Source organism: Microbispora sp. H10670, from assembly GCF_014161385.1.
Taxonomy (GTDB): Bacteria; Actinomycetota; Actinomycetes; order Streptosporangiales; family Streptosporangiaceae; genus Microbispora; species Microbispora triticiradicis.
In genome coordinates, this window is sequence record NZ_JABBWW010000026.1 from 100,122 (window position 1) to 118,581 (window position 18,460).

Below are 18,460 nucleotides of genomic sequence, written 5' to 3' on the forward strand. Positions count from 1 at the left end.
CAAAATCTCAGGAACGGGCGGAAAGCCGCATGGTGAAAAGCCGGGCGCAATATCCCCGGAGTAGCGGCGCCCGGTCGCCGAGATGTTTCTCGACACCGTGCAACAGCGTGTCGAATCCGTCGCGGTCGCCCGTGGAGGCGAGCGTGTCGATCGTGGCGACGGCCTCGCGCAGCGCCGCCCTCGCCGCGGCGGCGTGCGGATTGGCCACCTGGATGTCCCAGTAGACCTCGGGGTTGCCGCCGGTGATCCGGGCCAGGACGGCGAGCATGGTCAGGTGCGGGGGCGGGGCCAGGGCGAGCAGCGCCTCGGCGTCCGCGCCGCCCGCGACGACCGCCTGCCCGAAGGCCAGCACGGCGGCGTGCGTGGCCGCCTGGAGGACCGCCGTGACGCGGTCGTGCTCCCCGGCGGTCAGCTCGACGACGCGGGCTCCGGCGGCGGTGATCGAGCCGAGCAGCGCGGCGGTGCGCGGGCCGTCCGCCACGCGTACGGCGGCCACGGCGTTGTCCTGCCAGCCCAGCGCGGGCGCGAACATCGGGTTGAGCCCGCACGCCTCCGCACCCTGGGTGGCAGCCGCACGGGCGAGAGCGGGCGTGACGGCCTCCTTGACCGACAGGGTCTCGACCAGCAGAGCCCCCGGCCGTACGGCCGGCGCGCAGGCGGCGACGGCCGGGACGGCGACCTGCTCGGGCAGCGCGAAGACCACCGTGTCGGCCCGCCGCAGCACGCCGAGCAGGTCCGCCGACGGACGGCACGCGTCCGCGACGATGACCGCCGTGCCGGGGATCTCCGCCGCCCGCACGTCCGCGCACACCACCGGGCCGTCCGGGAGCCGCAGGCGGGCGAGCAGCCCGCCCACCTCGCCCGCGCCGCCGACCACGACCGTCGTCATCGGGACTCCACCGGCTCACCGGCGCGCAGCGCGGCCACGTCGATCTTCCCGTTCCGGTTGCGCGGCAGTTCGGCGAGGACGACGTACCGGTCGGGCCGCATGTACGCGGGGAGCGTGGCCGCCGCGACCGCGCGGAGTTCGTCCTCGGTGGGCGGGGCGCCGCTCGCGGCGACGAAGGCGATCACCTGCTCCGCCCCGCCGGGTGGCGTCCGCAGGGTGACGAAGCAGCCGGTGACGGACGGATGCCCCGCCACGGCCGCCTCGATCTCCCCGAGTTCCACCCGGAAGCCCCTGATCTTCACCTGGCTGTCGGTGCGGCCGGCGATGTGCAGCTCACCGCCGGGTGACCAGAACCCGCGGTCGCCGGTGCGGTAGATCCGCCCGCCGCCCCTGGGGTCGGGCAGGAACCGCGCCGCGGTGAGGCCGGGACGCCGGTGGTAACCCCGCGCCAGGGCCGGGCCCGAGACGCAGATCTCGCCGATCACCCCCGGGGGCGCCGGCCGGAGCCCGGCGTCCAGGACCTCGACCCGGTAGTTGGGCAGCGGCCCGCCGATCGGGATCCGCCCGTCCGCGGCGTCGGCGATGCCGCAGTGGTGGGCGGTGGCCCACACCGCGCACTCGGTCGGCCCGTAGTCGTTGAGCAGCACGGCGTCCGGGCAGGTGAGCAGGTGGCGCGCGACCAGCCGGGGCGGCATCGGCTCGCCGCCCACCGAGACCAGCCGCAGCCGGCTCAGGCACTCCTCCCCGGCCGCCTCCAGGACGAGCCCGTAGTGCGACGGGACGGAGTGGATGTGGGTGATCGGCACCCGCCGCAGCAGGGCGCGCAGGGCCAGCGGGTCACGCGCCTCGGTCTCGGTCGGCAGCACCGCCGTCCCGCCGCCGGTGAGCGTCCAGTAGAGGCCGCCCGCGGCGCCGTCGAAGCACAGCGGCATGGTGACCAGGTCGCACTCGGGCGGCGGGCCGCCCACGCCGCGGGCGTGCGTGGACACCACGATCGCCCGGTGGCTGACCGCCACGCCCTTCGGCACGCCGGTGGACCCGGACGTGTAGATGACGTAGGCCAGGTCGGCCGTGCGCACCGGGACGCCCAGGTCGTCTCCCCGATCGGGGTCCTGGCCGGTGCCCGCGCCCGGCCCGTCCGGGTCCAGCAGGCGTACGCCCGGGAACCCGGCCGGGAAGCCGAGGGGGGCTTCGCCAGGGGAGCCGCCGGGGGACTCGCCCGGAGACTCCTCAAGGGACTCGCCGGGGGAGGCGGCTGCGCCATCGCCGGTCGGCCGGCCGACCGCGAGCCGCACGCCGGAGTCGGCGAGGATGCGGCGGATGCGGTCGGCGGGCTGGGACGGCTCGATCGGCACGTAGGCCGCGCCGGACTTGAGCACGGCGAGCATCGCGACGACCGACTCGGCGGCGCGGCCGGCGAAGACCGCGACGAGGTCGCCGGGCCCGGCGCCGGCCGCGCGCAGGCGCCGCCCGAGCCGGTTGGCCCGGGCGTTCAGCTCGCCGTAGGCCAGCGTGACGTCGCCGCAGACGAGCGCCGTACGCGCGGGCTCGGCCGCGGCCCGGCGCTCGATCAGCGTGTGCAGGCAGACGTCCTCCACCGGCTGCGGCTCGCCGCCGGACCAGGTGGCGATCGCCGCGTGCTCGGCGGTGGTGAGCGCGGCGACGTCGCGTACCGGGCGGTCCTCGGCGATCTCCCCGAGGACCGCGAGCAGCCGGTCGGCCAGGGCGGCGACCACCTCGGGGTCGAACAGGCCGGTGTCGTGGTCGAGGCACAGCCCGCCGTCCGACCACCGCACGACCAGTTCGTGCGGTACGGACGCGACGGCGCCGGGCTCCGCCGCCTCCCGGCCCCCTCCCGCGACGGCGACGCGGGCGACCACGCCGGCCGGGAGGGGTGGCGCGGCGCGGAGGTCCTCCGCCACCCGGCGGACCAGGTCGGCGGCCCGTTCGCGCTCGTCGACGAGCACGGTCAGCGCGACCGGGCGGGGGGTGACGACGACCAGGCGCACCTCGGGCTCGCCCGTGTGGCGGGCGAGGAGGATCGCCGCGGCCGCCGCCAGGACGGCCTCCGGCGCCGCGCCTTCGAACACCGTGCCTTCGAGCACCGTGCCTTCAGACACCACGCCGTCCGGCAGGGCGCTCTCCGGCACCGCGCCTGCTGTGCCCGCGCTGCCCGGCCGTGCGGTTTCCGGTGCCGCGGCTTCCGGCTGCGGGTGTTCCGGGGTCGCGCCGCCGGGGGCGGGCCACGGCCGGAACACCGTGTCGGTCGTGCCGGACGGCACGCTGCCGCAGCGGAGCCACGCCGGCAGCTCGCCGCCGTGGCGGACCCCGCCGTCGGGGTGCGGATCTCCCGGGAAGGCCGTACGGCCGGGCAGCCGGTTCACAGCAGCACGCGTTCGTGCGGCGCGGACCGGTGTGCCCGGGACTTGCGCAGGTCCCGGGTGACCAGCACCTTCTTCAGCCACCGGTCGGTGCCGTCGAACCTGGCGCGGAACGCGCTCCTGCCGTGCACGGCCCGGTAGTTGTCGACGATGAGCAGGTCGCCGGGGCCGAGCGCGACCCCGCACAGGTTGGCCTCCAGCGACCCGACCAGGGCGGCCAGCGCCTCCTCGGCCTCCCCGTCGCCCGGCAGCGCGGACATGAACACCGGGTCGATGCGCAGGTACGGCGCGTCGGGGTGGCCGAACAGGACCGCGCTCGGCTCGGGCTCGTCCTGCATCCGCTGGATGCTGTGCATCGCCATGCCCATCCCCGCCGCCTCCTCGGCCCGCGCCCGCAGCCGGTTGAGGTGCTCGTTGTCGGGGCGGATGAGGAAGCGCGGCTGGGCGAGCACCGCGCGGTGTGCGGGGTCGATCCGCACCTCGTCGACGCCGGCCACGGTGGTCGGCACCGCGTCGTGGTTGCGCATCCCGAGCAGGAGCAGGTAGTCGCAACGGAGGGGGTGGAAGCCGTCCTCCGTGTGCCACTCCAGCTGCACGGTGCCGTGCCCGCTCTGCTCGCGCTCCTCGGTCGGCATCGGCACCACGTCGTGCACGAGCTTGCCGTTCTGCAGGGACGACCAGCCGAAGACGTCGCCGAGCAGGCTCGCGACCAGCACCAGGTAGACCTCGTGGGCCGTGCGCGCGGGCACGGTCGAGGGTCTCGCCTGCTCCCGCCAGTCGAGCGGGGTGGGGCCGATCTCGTCGTCGGAGACCGGCAGTCCCCGGACGACCAGCGCCGGGCTGCTCTCGAACAGGCGGAGGGAGAGCAGTTCGCCGACCAGGCGCTCCGGCAGGCGGTGGGCGTACGTCGCGGCGCCGTCGAGCAGCGCCGGGGCGGTGCTCGAACCGTGGCGGGCGGCGAGGGTGCGGGTGTAGGTGTCGATCTGGGCCGCGTCGGCCGGGTCGAGGTCGATGTAACGGATGCTTCCCGTCCCGGTGCTTCCCGTTGCGGCCTCGCCGTCCGGCCGCGGCATCGTTGAGACGTCCTCCATGGTGGTCCTTTCTCGCCTCACGCCCGCTACGCCGCGGCCCGCGCGGCAACCTCTTCGGGGGCCGGGAGGTAGCCGTTCTCCACGAGGAAGCGGAAGCAGGAGTGGGCCCACTCCTCGTTGACCGGCGGGCACTCGATGCCGGACCCGTCCAGGGCCGCGGTCAGCACCCGGCACTCGTCCATAGGGTCGACCCGCTGCTGCAGGTCGGGGTCGAGGGCGGCGTGCCGCATGGACGCCACGCGCAGGATCGGGGTCAGCGGGTAGAGGATGTGGTCCTCGTCGACCGCGAGGGCCTGCCGCCTGGCCTCCTCCTCCTCGACGACGTTGAGGGCGTAGCCGAACGACCGCAGCCACTCGTAGCACTGCTGCATCGTGGTCGGTTCCCGGTTGGTGATGTTGAAGTTCCGGCCGAGGTTCTCCTCCCGCAGGGAGGTGTAGACGATCGCCTTGGCCGTGTAGTCGACGGGCACCGCGTTGATCACGTCGTTGTAGAGCGGCAGCACGCCGAGGTCCAGGAAGCCCTTGAGGTAGACGTACAGGTAGTCGGTCTCGTGGGAGGCGCCGGTCTGGGTGTGACCGGTGATCATCCACGGGCGCTGCACGGTGACCGGGACGCCGCGGTCGCGGGCGAGGGTCACGATCCGCTCGGACACCCACTTCGTACGGGGGTAACCGGTGGGGATCTTGGTGGGCCGGTCGGTGAGGTCCTGCTCGGTGAAGGGGCGCTCCGCGCCCGTGCCCATGAAGACGTCCACGCTGGAGATCAGGTGGAACGCCTTGAGCCGGGTGGTCGTCGCCAGCCGCAGCAGTTCCTCGGTGCCGAGGACGTTCGCGGCCTTCATCGCCTCGTAGGGGTAGGTGAAGTTGACGATCGCGCCGCTGTGGTAGATCGCGTCCAGCGACCCCGCCAGCTCGTCGTACGCCTCCTTCGACAGGCCGAGGGCCGGCTTCGCGAGGTCGCCGGTGACCACGCGCAGCCTGGACCGGTACGACTCGTCCCACGCCCGGTACTTGCGCAGCACCTCCTCCAGGCGGTCCCACGCCTCGTCCCGGCTCTGGCCGCGCACCAGGCAGTGCACGATCGCGTCGGTGCGCTCGATCAGCTCGACCGCGACGAAGGCGCCGAGGTAGCCCGTGGCGCCGGTGACCAGCACGTGCTCCGGCTCGAACCACCGGGCGTGCGGCAGGCCGTCGGGCCGTACGGCGGGGTCGAGCGTGACGTCGGCCTGCAGGTCGGCGAGCTGCTGCAGGTAGAGGGCGGCGTTGTCCTGCGCGCTGCGCTCGCGCTGCTGAAGCTCGACGACCCGGGCGATGCCCTCGACGGTCGGCACCCGGAAGATGTCGTCGATCGGCAGTTCGATCGTGTGCTGCCGGGACAGCTGCGCGGCGAGCCGGGCCACCAGCAGCGAGTTGCCGCCGAGGGAGAAGAAGTCGGCCGTGACGCTGAGCCGCGGCAGGCCGAGCACCGAGGCGAAGGTCTCGGCGATCTCCGCCTCCAGCGTGGTGCGCGGCTCGACGAAGTCGCCGGCGGCCACCTCCTGCGGCGTGGGCAGCGCGGCGAGGTCGATCTTGCCGTGCCGGGTCAGCGGCATGCGCTCCAGCGTGACGAAGGCGCTCGGCACCATGTAGTCGGGCACCTGCCCGAGCACGTGGTTGACCAGCGTCTCCTGGGTCAGGATGCGGCCGGACACCGGGACCACGTACGCGACCAGGCGCGGCATGCCGGGCTGGTCCTCGCGTACGGTGACCACGGCCTCGGAGACGAGGGGGTGGCGCAGCACCACGTTCTCGACCTCGGCCGGCTCGACCCGGAACCCGCGGATCTTGACCTGGGTGTCGGCCCGGCCGAGGAACTCGATGGTGCCGTCGGCCCGGTAGCGGGCCAGGTCGCCGGTCCGGTAGAGCCTGGACCCCGGGGTGAACGGGTCGGGCAGGAAGCGGTCCGCGGTCATCGCGGGGCGGTTCACGTAGCCGCGGGCCGTGCCCTCGCCGCCGATGTACAGCTCGCCCGGCACGCCCGGAGGCACCGGGTTGAGCCGCCGGTCCAGCAGGTGGATCCGCGCGCCCGGGATCGGGCGGCCGATCGGCACGCGGGGCGCGTCGGCGTCCGACGGCGACACCGGGTGCACCGAGGCCCACACCGTGGCCTCCGTCGGGCCGTACTCGTTGAACAGCACGGCGTCCGGCGAGTGGCGGTAGTGCTCGGCGACCAGGCTCGGCGGCAGCGCCTCGCCCGCGACGACGGTCGCGCGGACCGACGGGCGCGGCTCCGGGTCGGTCTCCAGCAGCAGGGCGTACTGCGACGGCACGCCGTCGACGTGGGTGACCTGGCGGTTCCGGATGAGCCGGCCCAGCAGGCGGGGGTCGAGCACCTCCGTCTCGGTCGGCAGCACGACCGTGCCGCCGCGGCTGAGCGTCCAGTATAGGCCGCCGCCGGCCGCGTCGAAGGTGAGCGGCGCCAGCACCAGGTAGCGCTCGGGCAGGCCCGGCCCTTCGCAGGCCGTACGGGCCTCGGTGGCGTGCACGATCTGCCGGTGCTCGACCGCGACGCCCTTGGGCCGGCCGGTCGATCCGGAGGTGTAGATGATGTAGGCCAGGTTCGCGGGACCCGCCGGGACGACCGCCCGGTCCGCCGGGTGCTCGGGGTCGGTGATGGGGACGCTGACCCGGGTCCGCCCGGCCAGCGTCACGGGCAGGGCGGCCAGGGCCTCCGCGCGGCCGACGAGCAGGCCGATCCCGGCGTCGTCGGCGATGAACGTCAGCCGGTCGGCCGGGTAGGACGGGTCGAGCGGCACGTACGCCGCCCCGGCCTTGAGCACGCCGAGCAGGGCCACCACGCTGTGCGGCGACCGGTCGACGACGACGCCCACCCGCGACTCGGGTCCGGCGCCCCGGGCGACCAGCTCGGCGGCCAGCGCGTCCGCGCGGCCGTCGAGGGAGGCGTAGCTGATCTCGACGCCGCCGCCGGAGACCGCCGTACGCTCCGGGTGCGCCTGGGCCGCCCGCTCGACGAGCGCGTGCAGGGTGAGCGACCGGTCGCGCTCGGTCCGCGTGTCGTTCCACCCGGCCACGATCCGCTCGTGCTCCTCCGGGGTGAGCAGCGGGATGTCGGCCAGCGGGTGGTCGGGGCGGGCCAGCCCCTCGGTCAGCACCACCAGGACGTGGCCGAGGAACCGCTCGACCGTGCCCCGGTCGAACAGGTCGGTGTTGTACTGCGCGCGCAGGTGCAGGCCGTCGCTCCGCCGCACCGCGAACAGGTCGATGTCGTGCGGGGTCCAGGTCACCGGCAGGTCGAGGGGCCGCGCCACCGCGCCGGGCAGGACGCGGTCCTCGGTGTCCTCCTCGAAGGCGAAGGTGGTCTGGAACAGCGGCGTGCGGCTCAGGTCGCGCTGGGGCTGCGCCGCGTCCACGATCCGGTCGAACGGGAGCCGCGCGTGCGCCAGGGCCTGCGCGCGGGCGGCGGTGACGCGCCCGGTCAGCGCGCCGAGGCCGTCGCCGGCCCGCAGCTCGACCCGCAGCGGCACGATGTTCTCCAGCGGGCCGACCGTGCTGTCCTGCGCGGCGCTTCCGGTGGCGGTCCACGATCCCGCCGCCGGGACGCCGATCGCCAGGTCGTGCTGCTGCGAGTAGCGCGAGAGCACGGCGGCGTACGCGGCCAGCAGCGTCGGCCCCGGGTCCTCGCGCCAGGCGGTCAGCGCGGCGGCCAGGGAGGCGGGCACCGGGACCGTGACCGCGTCGCCGTGGATGGTCTTCAGCGGCGGGCGCGGGCGGTCGGTCGGCAGATCCAGCGGGCTGAGGGCGGCCAGCCCGGCGCGCCAGTAGTCGACGGCCTCGCCCGCGTCGTCGCTCTCGCTCCAGGCGCGCTGGGCGTCCACGAGGGAACGGAAGTCGGCGGGCGTGCCGGCGGGCGCGGCCTCGGCGCCGCCGGACAGGGCCGCGTAGCGCGACAGCACCTCGTCGACGATCAGCCTGACCGAGCGCCGGTCGGCGACCATCTGGTGCGCGGTGAGCAGGAAGACGTGGTCGTCCGGGGCGGCGCGCAGCAGCGACGCGCGGACCAGCGGCCCCCTGCCGAGGTCGAAACGGGTCCCGGTCTCGGCCGCCGCCACCCGGGCGAGCTCACCGTCGAGGTCGCCGGGGTCGATGTCCTGGACGGGCAGCCGCAGCGTCACCGCCGCCGCGGTGGTGGCGATGGCCTGGCCGTTGACCTCGCGGAACGTGGCCCGCAGCACCTCGTGCCGCTGCACGACGGCGACGAGCGCCTGCTGCATCGCCGCCGGGTCGATCGGGCCGGACAGCCGCACCGCGGCGCTGACCTGCCAGGGTTTGGCGGAGTCCAATTGGTGCAGCAGCCACAGGCGGCGCTGCTCGAGGAGAAGGGTGCTGGGTGTCGTCTCGACCGATCCGTCCAGGAGCTTGGCGAGCAGCGCACGCTTCTCCTCCGGGGTCATCGACTCCAATTCCGGCCGCTGGCTCATGTGTCGCACTCCTGTCGGTGGATGTGAATCGGGGGGTCAGGCGGCGTGCTCGCGCAGCGACCGGGGGCGCATGTCGACCCAGACCTTCTCGATGTGGTCCAGGCACTCCTGCTTGCGGCCCGTGACGCCGACGCCGGACCAGCCGGGCGGTACGGGCCGGTCGGCGAACCAGATGGAGTACTGCTCCTCGTCGTTGAGGACGACCTGGAAGACGGTCTCGGGGTCATCGATGCCCATGAGGGACTCCTTGGGTTGGGTGGTCGTTCGGTGGCGGCCCGGGTCATCCGAGCCGGCGGAGCAACTGGTCGATCTCGGCGTCGGACAGTTCGGCGAGCCCGCCGTACGCGGCGGACGAGGCGTCGGCGGCCGCGCGGGCACGCTCCTCCTCCACCGCGGCGACGGCCTCCGCGAGACCGGCCACGGTCGCCCTGCGGAAGAAGTCGCGCACCGGGACGAGCACGCCGAGCTGGTCCCGTACGCGGCCGATGACCTTGGCGGCGAGCACGGAGTGCCCGCCCAGGGCGAAGAAGTCGGCGTGGACGCCGAACTCCGGCACCGGCAGCACGTCCCGGAAGATGGAGATGATCGCGCGCTCCAGGCGGTTGCGCGGCGGGGTCTCGTCGATGCCCTCCCGCAGCGCCTCCCCGCACATCGCGGTGAGCGCCGCCCGGTCGATCCCGCCGTCCGGCAGCCGGGGCAGCTCGCGCAGCACGCCGAACGCGGCGGGCGTCCCGGGCTCCTCCGATCCCGTACGGACCCGGTCGCGCGCGTTCGCCAGGGCCTCCCGCACCGTGGCCACCAGGGCCTCGCGCGACCGGGGCGAGGCGGCCGCCTGCGGGTCGGCGGGCACCAGCCAGCCGACGAGCCGCGGCCCGGCTCCGGTCTCCCCGGGCACGACGGCGGCCTCGCGCACCCCCTCGACCTCGGTCAGCCGCCGTTCGATCCGGTCCGGCCGCACGACGTGGTCGCCCAGGGTCAGGCGGCCGTCGGCGTAGCCCGCGAAGCGCAGCTCACCGGAGGGGGTGCACCGGTAGCGCTCGCCGGTCGCCACCGCGCCCGAACCCGCCGCGCCCGAACCCGCAGTGTCCGAACCCACGACGGCGGGACCCGACAGCCACAGCTCGCCGACGACGCCCGGGGGCACCGGCTCGCCCGTCTCGTCGAGCAGCCGCCGGATGGTCCCGGCGAGCGGCGGGCCGGATCCCTCTCCCAGGCGGGACAGGCTCACCGGGGCCGCCGACAGCGGCGTCCGCCTGCCCAGGAAGACGGTGTTCCCGGTGCGTCCGAGCGCCTCGGCCAGGTCGTCGGCGACGAACGGGCCCACGCAGACCAGCCGGGCCTCCGGCGGCGGCGCGTACCCCTCGGTCAGCAGCCGGCGCCAGACCTGCGGCGCGGCGACCACCACGGTCCCGCCGGTGGGTGTGTCCGTGAGGACCAGGCGGGCGCCGGCGCTCAGCGGTGCGAGCAGGGCGGCCAGGTCCACCGGCCCTCCGTCGTGCACGAGGACGACCTCGTCGTCCGCGCCGAGCCCCAGCCTCGCGGCCACAGCCGTCGCCGCGGCGGCCAGCGCGCGGTGGGAGAACACGACCGTGTGGCCGTCGCGATCGCCGTCGTCCACCTGCCAGGCGGGTGATCCGGCCCGTGCCGAGCCGGAGGGCACCGGGTCGAAGCGGGGGCCGGTGGTCACCAGCCAGTCGTCCGCCGTGAACGTGACGAACGCCCCGGCGCGCGGGTGGCGCGAGCCGTACGTGAGGACCGCGCCCGTCTCGAAGACGGCCAGCGCCGCGACGAGGAGCGCCGCCGACGGCAGTGGCGGCGTCGCGACGACGACGCCCGGCCCGACGCCCTCGGCCCGGAGCCGTGCCGCCAGTCCGGCGGCGGCCGTACGCAGGTCGGCGTGGCTCATCTCGGCGTCGGCGGCGCGGACCGCATGACTCTGGCTGGAGGACCGGCCGGCGAGCACGTCGAGGATGGTGCCGTCAGGCGGCGCGGGGGCCTCCTCGCGCGACCGGCGGTCGGCGAGCGCGCGCTCCCCGGCGTCCGCGCGCGGCAGCGCGCCCCAGCGCACGGCGGGGTCGCGGCGGATCTCGGCCAGCACCGCGCGGTAGACGTCCAGCAGCAGCCGCGCCGTGCCCGGGTCGTACAGGTCGCGGTCGTAGTCGAGCCGCAGCCGCAGGCCGTCGCCGTCCGGCAGGACCGTCAGCCACAGGTCGAACTTGGCCGACGTCACGGCGAGGTCGACCGGGACCATGGTCAGCTCGGGCAGCCGCGCGAGGACGCCGGGCGTGTTCTGCATGGAGAACATCACGTCGAACAGCGGGTTGCGGTCCACCACCCGCGGCAGGCGCAGCTCCTCCACCAGCCGGTCGAACGGCATCTCCTGGTGGGAGAAGGCCTCCAGGCAGGTGTTCCGTACGGCGCGCACGGCGTCGGCGAACCCGGCGCCCTCCGGCAGGCGGGTGCGCAGCACGAGCGGGTTGGCGAAGAACCCGATGACGTCCTCGGCGTCGGGGTGGTGCCGCCCGGCCACCGGGGTGCCGACCGCGACGTCCGGCTGCCCGGTGACGCGGGCGAGGGTCACCTTGAACGCGGCGAGCAGGAGCATGAACGGGGTCGCCTCCCAGCCTCTGCCGAGGGCGTCGAGCGCCGCCGCCTCGTCGGCGGGCAGCGTCTCCTCCAGCCGGCCCGCGGCCATGCGCCGCTGCGCCTGGCGGGAGTGGTCGACGGGCAGGGGAAGCGGCTGGACGCCCGACAGCGTTCCGCACCAGTGCGCAACCAGGTCGCGCAGCGGCTCGCCGGCGAGGGACTCCTCCCGCCAGGCGACGTAGTCGGCGTACTGGATGGGCAGCTCGGGAGCCGGGCCCTCGCCGTCGAGCAGGCGGCGGTAGCTCTCGGCCAGGTCGCGGTAGAAGACCTCGATCGACCAGCCGTCGCAGCAGATGTGGTGGATGACCACGATCAGGGTGTGCCGGTCGGCGGCCTCCCGCACCAGGAGCACCCGCAGCAGCGGCGGCTCGTCCAGGACGAACGGCAGGCTCGCCTGCTCCTCGGCCGCGCGCTGCACGTACTCCTCGGCGGCCTCGGGAGACAGGTGCGAGCAGTCGACCGTGGGCAGCGCCACCAGCGTCTCGACCGCGACGACCTGACGGGGGTCGCCGTCGACCACCCCGACCCCGGCGCGGAGGCTCTCGTGCCGGGCGACCACCTGGTTCAGCGCGCGCTGGAGCAGCACCGGGTCGAGCCGCCCGGTGAGCCGCACCGCGCTGGTGACGTTGTACGCGGCGTTGGCGGCGGGGTCCCACTGGCACAGGAACCACAGCTGCCGCTGGGACGGCGCGGCGGGCAGGATGATCATGTTGCCGTAGTCGCGTTCGGGGCCGCTGCCGACCGCGCCGACGTAGGACGAGCTGGTCATCGTTCGATTCCCCCGATGTCACCGGTTTCCCTGGCAGGCGTCGTCGTGGTCAGGGCCGCCTCGATGAGGCGGACGATCCGGCCCTCGTGCTCCCGGACGAAGAAGTGGCCGCCGTCGAACGTCGTCACGCGGCACTCCTCGGATGTCAGCTCCGCCCACGCGCCGCTCGCGGCGATGTCCACTTCGTCGTCCCGGCCGTGCAGGACGTGGACCGGCACCGGAAGCGGCGCGAGCGGCTGGAAGCGGTAGTTCTCGACCACCGCCAGGTCGGCACGGATCGTCGGCAGCATCAGGTCGATCAGCTCCGGATAGGCCAGCACCTCGGCGTCGAGGCCCTGGCCCTGGTAGAGCCACGCCACGAGCTCGTCGCGCGGCAGGTCGTGCGCGGGGTCGAACCGCACCAGGTGGGGCGCCTCCAGGCCCGCGACGAACAGCCCGGCGGGCAGCGGCAGGCCGGCGTCGCGGATCCGCCGGGTCAGCTCGAAGGCCACCAGCGCGCCCATGCTGTGGCCGAAGAACGCGTAGCGCCGATCGGTCAGCGGGGTGACCGCGGTGAGCAGGGCGTCGGTCAGCCGGTCGATGTCCGGGATCGCCGGTTCGCTGAGGCGCACCTCCCGGCCCGGCAGGCACGCGGCGGTGACACGCAGGCTCCGGGTGTGGCGCTGCCACCCCCGGAACACCGACCCGCTGCCGCCGGCGTACGGAAAGCACACGAGCTCGCACGCCGGATCCGGCACATCGGCGAACGAGGCCAACCAGCATGATCTCATGCGGGCCATGCACACCTCCGTGGGAATATCGGAACCCGCCGCGGGTAATTCGCGAATTCATGGCACAGCTTTGCCGTGGGGTCCGTCAAGAATTCGTTCGGAAACTGAGAGAACGCCGGTAGACGCCTGAGAACCGGGCGAGAGCGGGCCTTCTTACATTCTGATCGCCGCCTCGTCGGTAATGCCGCGCCGGGCTTCGCCCGCCGTAGTCACCACGCGAAGGAGCCCCAGCGATGCCAACTCCGGCCGATCGCACGCTCGCCCACGTCCTGGCCGACCACGTCGCGGCACGCCCCGGCCAGGTGGCGTACGAGTACCTGCACGAGGACGGCCGCATCGACTCGATCACCTACGGCGAGCTGTGGCGGCGGGCCTGCGGCCTGGCCGGGCAGCTGCCCAAGGAGGGGCCGGCGCTGCTGCTGTACCCGCCCGGCCTGGACCTCGTGGCCGCCGTCTGGGCCTGCTTCCTGGCCGGGGTGCCCGCTGTGCCGACGTACCCGCCGCTGATGGGGGCCGCCGACCGGATCGCGCAGCGCTTCGCCCGGATCCTCGCCGACTCCGGCGCGACGTCGCTGCTGGCCGACCCGGCGATCCTGGCGCTCATCCCCGTGGGCGACGTGCCGCTGCCGCCGGTGATCTCCGAGGCGGGCGAGCCGGTGGAGCCGAAGGTCCTGCCGCGGCCGCACGACGTGGCGCTGGTGCAGTACACCTCCGGCAGCACCGGGCAGCCGAAGGGCGTCGTCCTCGACCACTCCAATCTCGTCGCGAATATCCGGGCGATCAGCGACGTATTTCGCGTCGATCGGGACATCCGGGTTATCTCATGGCTTCCGCCGTACCACGACATGGGTCTGATCGGGTGCATTCTGACGCCCGGGTACGGCGGATTTCCGGTCCGGCTGATGTCGCCCGTGCATTTTCTCCGGCAACCGCTCGACTGGTTGCGGCAGATCTCCGAAATGGGTGTCACGCACACCGGCGGGCCGAATTTCGCCTACGACCTGTGCGTGCGCCGCGCCCGGGGCGCGGACCTGTCCGGGCTGGACCTCAGCCAGTGGCGGCTGGCGTTCAACGGCGCGGAGCCGATCCGCCCGGGCACGCTCCGGGCCTTCGCCGAGCGCTTCGCCGGCAACGGGTTCCGGCCGGAGGCGTTCCTGCCCTGCTACGGCCTGGCGGAGGCCACCCTGATCGTCACCGGGCGGCACTTCTCGCCCGAGGACGGCGTCGCCGAGGACGGACGGGTGGACTGCGGCCCGGCCGTCGACGGGCACTCCGTGGTGGTCGTGGACGACGGGACCCCGGTGGCGGACGGGGAGAACGGCGAGATCTGGGTCCGAGGGCCGAGCGTCTGCCGCGGCTACTGGAACGACTCCGACGACCGTTCGTTCGGCGAACTCGACGGCGAGCGCTACCTGCGCACCGGCGACCTGGGCTACCTGCGCGACGGGCACCTGTTCGTCACCGGCCGGTCCAAGGACGTGCTCATCCAGAGCGGCGTGAACTTCCACGCCCACGACCTGGAGTCCGCCGCGGTCGACGGGCATCCCGCGTTGCGGCCGACGGCGGCGGCGTTCATGGTGGAGCGCGCCGGGGGCGAGGAGATCGTGCTGGCCGTCGAGCTCGCCAGGGCCGGCGCGGACGTCGACCGGACCGCGATCGCCGCTGACCTCAAAACCAGGGTGCTGGCCGCCACCGGCGCCCGGGTGGACATCGTCGTGGTCTGCCCGCCCGGCGCCATCCCCCGTACGACCAGCGGCAAGGTCCAGCGCTCGCTGGCCCGCACCCGTTTCGCGGCCGGTGAGCTCAGGGGAGAGGTGATCGGCGACCGCGCGGTGCCCGTGGAGCGGTTCCTCGCCGGCGTCTTTGCGGCGGTGTGCGAGGTGGGCGAGTGCGCGCCGACGCAGAACCTGAGCAGCATCGGCGGCGACTCCGTCCGCGTCGCCGAGATCGCGGCGATCCTGGAGGACGCGCTCGCGCTGCCCGTGCCGATCGAGGTCGTGCTGGCGGCCCAGTCGCCCCGCGAGGTCACGGCCCGGCTCATGGCCGACTGGAGCGAGCGGGGCGTCTCCGGCGCCCAGGTCGCGGCCCGCATCGCGGCGCTGACCGCCGAGGCCGGTGAGTCGCGGTGAGCGAACACGTAGGCCGGGACCTGGTCAGGCGCTGGCGGGACCGGGCGTCCGCGGCCCCGTCCGCCGCTGCCGCCGACGCCGGGGAACCGGCCGTCAGCCCCGCGCAGACGGGGCTGCTGCTCTTCGAGCAGCTTCACCCGGGCACCGCGGTGAACATCCTGTCGTTCGTGGCGTCCGTGGCCGGGCCGGTGGACCGCGGCCGCCTGCGGTCGGCGCTCGCCCGGATGGCCGAGCGCCACCCGCTGCTGCGTACCCGGTTCCCGCGCGAGGAGCCGCCGAGGTGCGTCGTCGACCCCGTCGACCCGTCCGTCGGGTCTGCCGTCGGGCCTGCCGGCGATCCGGCCGTCGAATCCGTCACCGGGCCGTACGCCGTGCCGGAGCCCGAGTTCGCCGACCTCGCACACCTGCCGGAAGGTGATCGGCGCGAGGCGGCGCTGGCCCGGGCCGAGGACTTCGCCGCCCGGCCCATGGACCCGGCCACCGGCCCGCTGTGGCGGGTCGCCGTCTGGTCGCTCGGTCCCGACGAGACGCTCCTGCAGGTCGTGGCCCATCACCTCATCTGCGACGGCTGGTCGCTGGGCGTCTTCCTCGCCGAACTGACGACCCTCTACTCCGGTGGAGCCCTGCCCGGCGCGGCCTCCCCGCCCACCGGGGGCACGCCGGTCACCGAGGCCGACCTCGCCTACTGGCGTGAGCGGCTGTGCGACGCGCCTCCGCTCGACCTCCCGGCCGACCTGCCGCGACCCGTCCGGCCGCGCTTCCGCTCGGCCGCGGTCCCGGTGTCGCTGGACGCGGCCGCCGTACGGCACGCCCTGGAGGTCGCCGAGCGCGAGCGGGTCACCCCGTTCATGATGCTGCTCGCCGCCCTGCACCTGACGCTGGCGAGGACGACCGGGGAGCCCGACGTGACGATCGGGGCGCCGATCGCGACCGTCGAGCGGCACCGCGCACCGGGAGCCATCGCCCCGCTGGTCAACATGCTCGCGCTGCGCACCGACAGCGCCGCCGCCGCGACCGGCCGCGATCTCCTTAATGCGGTACGCGACACCTGCCTCGGCGCGTACGCGCACGCGCACGTCCCCCTGGAGACGGTCGCCGCGGCGGCGGGGACCGGCGGAGACCGGCTGTTCCGGGTGATGTGCGTCCTCCAGGACGGCCTGCCCGAGTTCCACCTGGACGGACGGCCCGTACGGCCGCTGACGATGGCGCCCGCCGCGATCCAGTACGACGTCGAGGTGTACCTGTGGCTGACGGGCGACCGCGTCACCGGGTTCCTCGGCTACGACGCCGATCTGTTCGACGAGGAAACCGCCCGGCTGCTCGCCGGCCGCTTCGGCGTGGCGCTGCGCGTGCTCACCGAAGGCCTGGACGGGCCTCTCGCGGAACTCGACGTGCTGGACGAGGCCGAGAAGTCGGTCCTTGGTGCGTTGGGTGACGGTGGTGCATCCGTCGGTGCTGGTGGGTGTGTGCATGGGTTGGTCGAGGCGGTGGTGGATCGGTGTCCGGACGCGGTGGCGGTGCGGGCGGTTGACGGGGTGGTGCGGTATCGGGAGTTGGATGAGCGGGCTGAGTGGTTGGCTCGTCGTCTGGTGGGGTTGGGTGCGGGGGCTGGGGTGTTGGTGGGGGTGTGCCTGCCGCGTACCAGTGATCTGATCGTGGCGTTGCTGGCGGTGTTGAAGACCGGTGCGGCTTATGTGCCGATCGATCCGGGGTATCCGCCGGAGCGGGTGGCCTACCTTCTCGCCGACAGCGAGGCGGCCGTGCTGGTGACCACACCCGACCACAACCCTCTGGCCGGTTCCGCGGGCTCGGCCGGGGTACAGGTGGTCGACGTCGGTGCCGTGCTCGGTACGGCCGGGGACGGGTTCCATAGCCGGTTGAGCGTGGAAGTGCAGCCTTCGGATGCGGCGTATGTGATTTACACGTCGGGGTCGACGGGGCGGCCGAAGGGTGTGGTGATCGAGCATCGGCAGACGGTGGCGATGCTCGCCTGGGCGGGGCAGGCGTTCGGGCCGGGGGTGCTGGCGGAGACGCTGGCGTCGACGAGTGTGTGTTTCGACCTGTCGGTGTTTGAGATCTTCGCGCCGTTGTCGGTGGGGGCCACCGTCACCTTGGCGGAGGGTAACGCGCTGGATCTGATCGAGGATCGGGCGGGGTTCGGGCATGTGACGTTGGTGAACACGGTGCCGTCGGCGGCGGCGGAGTTGCTGGCGGCCGGCGCGATCCCGCCACGGGCGGCGACGATCAACCTGGCCGGGGAGCCGTTGCCGGTGGAGCTGGTGCGGGGACTGTACCGGGACCCGGCGGTCGGGGTGGTCAACAACCTGTACGGCCCGACCGAGGACACCACATATTCCACGCACGCGGTGACCGATCCCGGTGCTGAGCGCACTCCGCTGGGCCGCGCGCTGCCCGGGTCACGCGTGCACCTGCTGGACAGCGAGCTGCGTCCGGTGCCGCTGGGTGCGATCGGCGAGGTGTACCTGTCGGGCCAGGGCGTGACGCGGGGCTACCACCAGCGGCCCGCCCTGACGGCCGAACGCTACCTTCCCCTCCCCGGCAGCCACGGGGACGACGACGGCGATGCCCACGCCCTTCCCGACGACGCCCATGGCGAGGGTGGGCGGTTGTATCGGACGGGGGATCTGGCCCGCTGGCGCCCGCGCACCAGCGCGGACGGTGGGGTGGAGTTCTTCCTGGACTACCACGGCCGGGTGGACCATCAGGTGAAGCTGCGGGGGTTCCGGATCGAGCCGGGCGAGGTGGAACACGCCCTGCTCCAGCACCCGGCCGTTTCCGAGGCCGTGGTCACCGTCCACGGCGACCACCTGATCGCCCACATCGCCACCAGAGCCCTCAGCCATGTTCACGACGGCGGCACCGGCCAGGGCGCCCACGCCGGCACGCATGACATGCATGGCGGTCGTCCTGCCGTTGCGGCGGATCACGGTGATCTTGCCCTGTGCGATGCGGATTGCGAGCAGATTCTTCTGCGGTATCTGCGGGGGTGTCTGCCGCAACATCTGGTGCCTGCCCGCATCGTGGTGATGGAGGCGCTGCCGCGTACGCCGAACGGGAAGATCGACCGCAAGGCGCTGCCCGAGCCGGCATCGGTGTCCGGCACCGGTGAGGCCGAGCCTCCCGGCACTGAGGCGCAGCGTCTGGTGGCCGGGTTGTTCGCCGGCCTGCTGGGCCGCCCGGTGACGAACATCCATGACGATTTCTTCAGTCTGGGTGGGCATTCGTTGCTGGCCACGCGGTTGGTGCATCGGTTGTCGGAGGCGCTGGGTGTGGTGGTGCCGCTTCG

The 18,460-nt window shown here is 74.0% G+C and carries 9 protein-coding genes; 2 read left to right on the plus strand and 7 right to left on the minus strand.

Going from position 1 to position 18,460, the window contains the following annotated elements; genetic code table 11:
* Positions 1–7: 7 nt before the first annotated feature.
* The 7 genes from HHX33_RS28650 to HHX33_RS28680 are packed head-to-tail and all read right to left on the minus strand — an operon-like array spanning position 8 to position 13,024.
* Complete coding sequence (locus tag HHX33_RS28650; protein ID WP_182877317.1) at positions 8–889, minus strand: prephenate dehydrogenase dimerization domain-containing protein; 882 nt, start codon at positions 887–889, stop codon at positions 8–10.
* Entirely contained in the window at positions 886–3,273 is a 2,388-nt protein-coding gene (locus tag HHX33_RS28655; RefSeq protein WP_182877318.1) for an amino acid adenylation domain-containing protein, read from the minus strand. Before HHX33_RS28655 ends, HHX33_RS28650 begins: the two co-directional genes overlap by 4 nt.
* A complete protein-coding gene (gene gntD / locus HHX33_RS28660; protein ID WP_208759244.1) occupies positions 3,270–4,361 on the minus strand; it encodes a guanitoxin biosynthesis L-enduracididine beta-hydroxylase GntD in 1,092 nt (363 codons plus the stop codon). Before gntD ends, HHX33_RS28655 begins: the two co-directional genes overlap by 4 nt.
* A gap of 26 nt (positions 4,362–4,387) precedes the next feature.
* Positions 4,388–8,839 carry a non-ribosomal peptide synthetase gene (locus HHX33_RS28665; RefSeq protein WP_182877319.1) on the minus strand — a complete coding sequence of 1,484 codons (4,452 nt, stop codon included), beginning with the start codon at positions 8,837–8,839 and terminating at the stop codon, positions 4,388–4,390.
* 36 nt (positions 8,840–8,875) lie between these two features.
* Positions 8,876–9,076, minus strand: a complete 201-nt coding sequence (locus HHX33_RS28670; protein ID WP_182877320.1) for an MbtH family protein — start codon at positions 9,074–9,076, stop codon at positions 8,876–8,878.
* 43 nt (positions 9,077–9,119) lie between these two features.
* On the minus strand, positions 9,120–12,254 hold the full coding sequence (locus HHX33_RS28675; RefSeq protein ID WP_182877321.1) for a condensation domain-containing protein: 3,135 nt from the start codon (positions 12,252–12,254) through the stop codon (positions 9,120–9,122).
* A complete protein-coding gene (locus HHX33_RS28680) occupies positions 12,251–13,024 on the minus strand; it encodes a thioesterase II family protein (RefSeq protein ID WP_182877322.1) in 774 nt (257 codons plus the stop codon). Before HHX33_RS28680 ends, HHX33_RS28675 begins: the two co-directional genes overlap by 4 nt.
* Before the next feature lie 233 nt (positions 13,025–13,257).
* Between HHX33_RS28680 and HHX33_RS28685 the strand changes: the two genes are divergently transcribed.
* Positions 13,258–15,153, plus strand: coding sequence for an AMP-binding protein (locus HHX33_RS28685; protein WP_182877323.1), 1,896 nt, complete (start codon positions 13,258–13,260; stop codon positions 15,151–15,153).
* On the plus strand, positions 15,150–18,460 hold a 3,311-nt coding region (locus HHX33_RS28690), incomplete at its 3' end, for a non-ribosomal peptide synthetase (RefSeq protein ID WP_182877324.1). The genes HHX33_RS28685 and HHX33_RS28690, both read left to right, overlap by 4 nt.

Coding starts and splice junctions, on each gene's coding strand:
- gntD (WP_208759244.1), bottom strand. CDS start 4,361: ATGGAGGACGTCTCAACGATGCCGCGGCCGGACGGCGAGGCCGCAACG.
- HHX33_RS28670 (WP_182877320.1), bottom strand. CDS start 9,076: ATGGGCATCGATGACCCCGAGACCGTCTTCCAGGTCGTCCTCAACGAC.
- HHX33_RS28665 (WP_182877319.1), bottom strand. CDS start 8,839: ATGAGCCAGCGGCCGGAATTGGAGTCGATGACCCCGGAGGAGAAGCGT.
- HHX33_RS28680 (WP_182877322.1), bottom strand. CDS start 13,024: ATGAGATCATGCTGGTTGGCCTCGTTCGCCGATGTGCCGGATCCGGCG.
- HHX33_RS28650 (WP_182877317.1), bottom strand. CDS start 889: ATGACGACGGTCGTGGTCGGCGGCGCGGGCGAGGTGGGCGGGCTGCTC.
- HHX33_RS28685 (WP_182877323.1), top strand. CDS start 13,258: ATGCCAACTCCGGCCGATCGCACGCTCGCCCACGTCCTGGCCGACCAC.
- HHX33_RS28675 (WP_182877321.1), bottom strand. CDS start 12,254: ATGACCAGCTCGTCCTACGTCGGCGCGGTCGGCAGCGGCCCCGAACGC.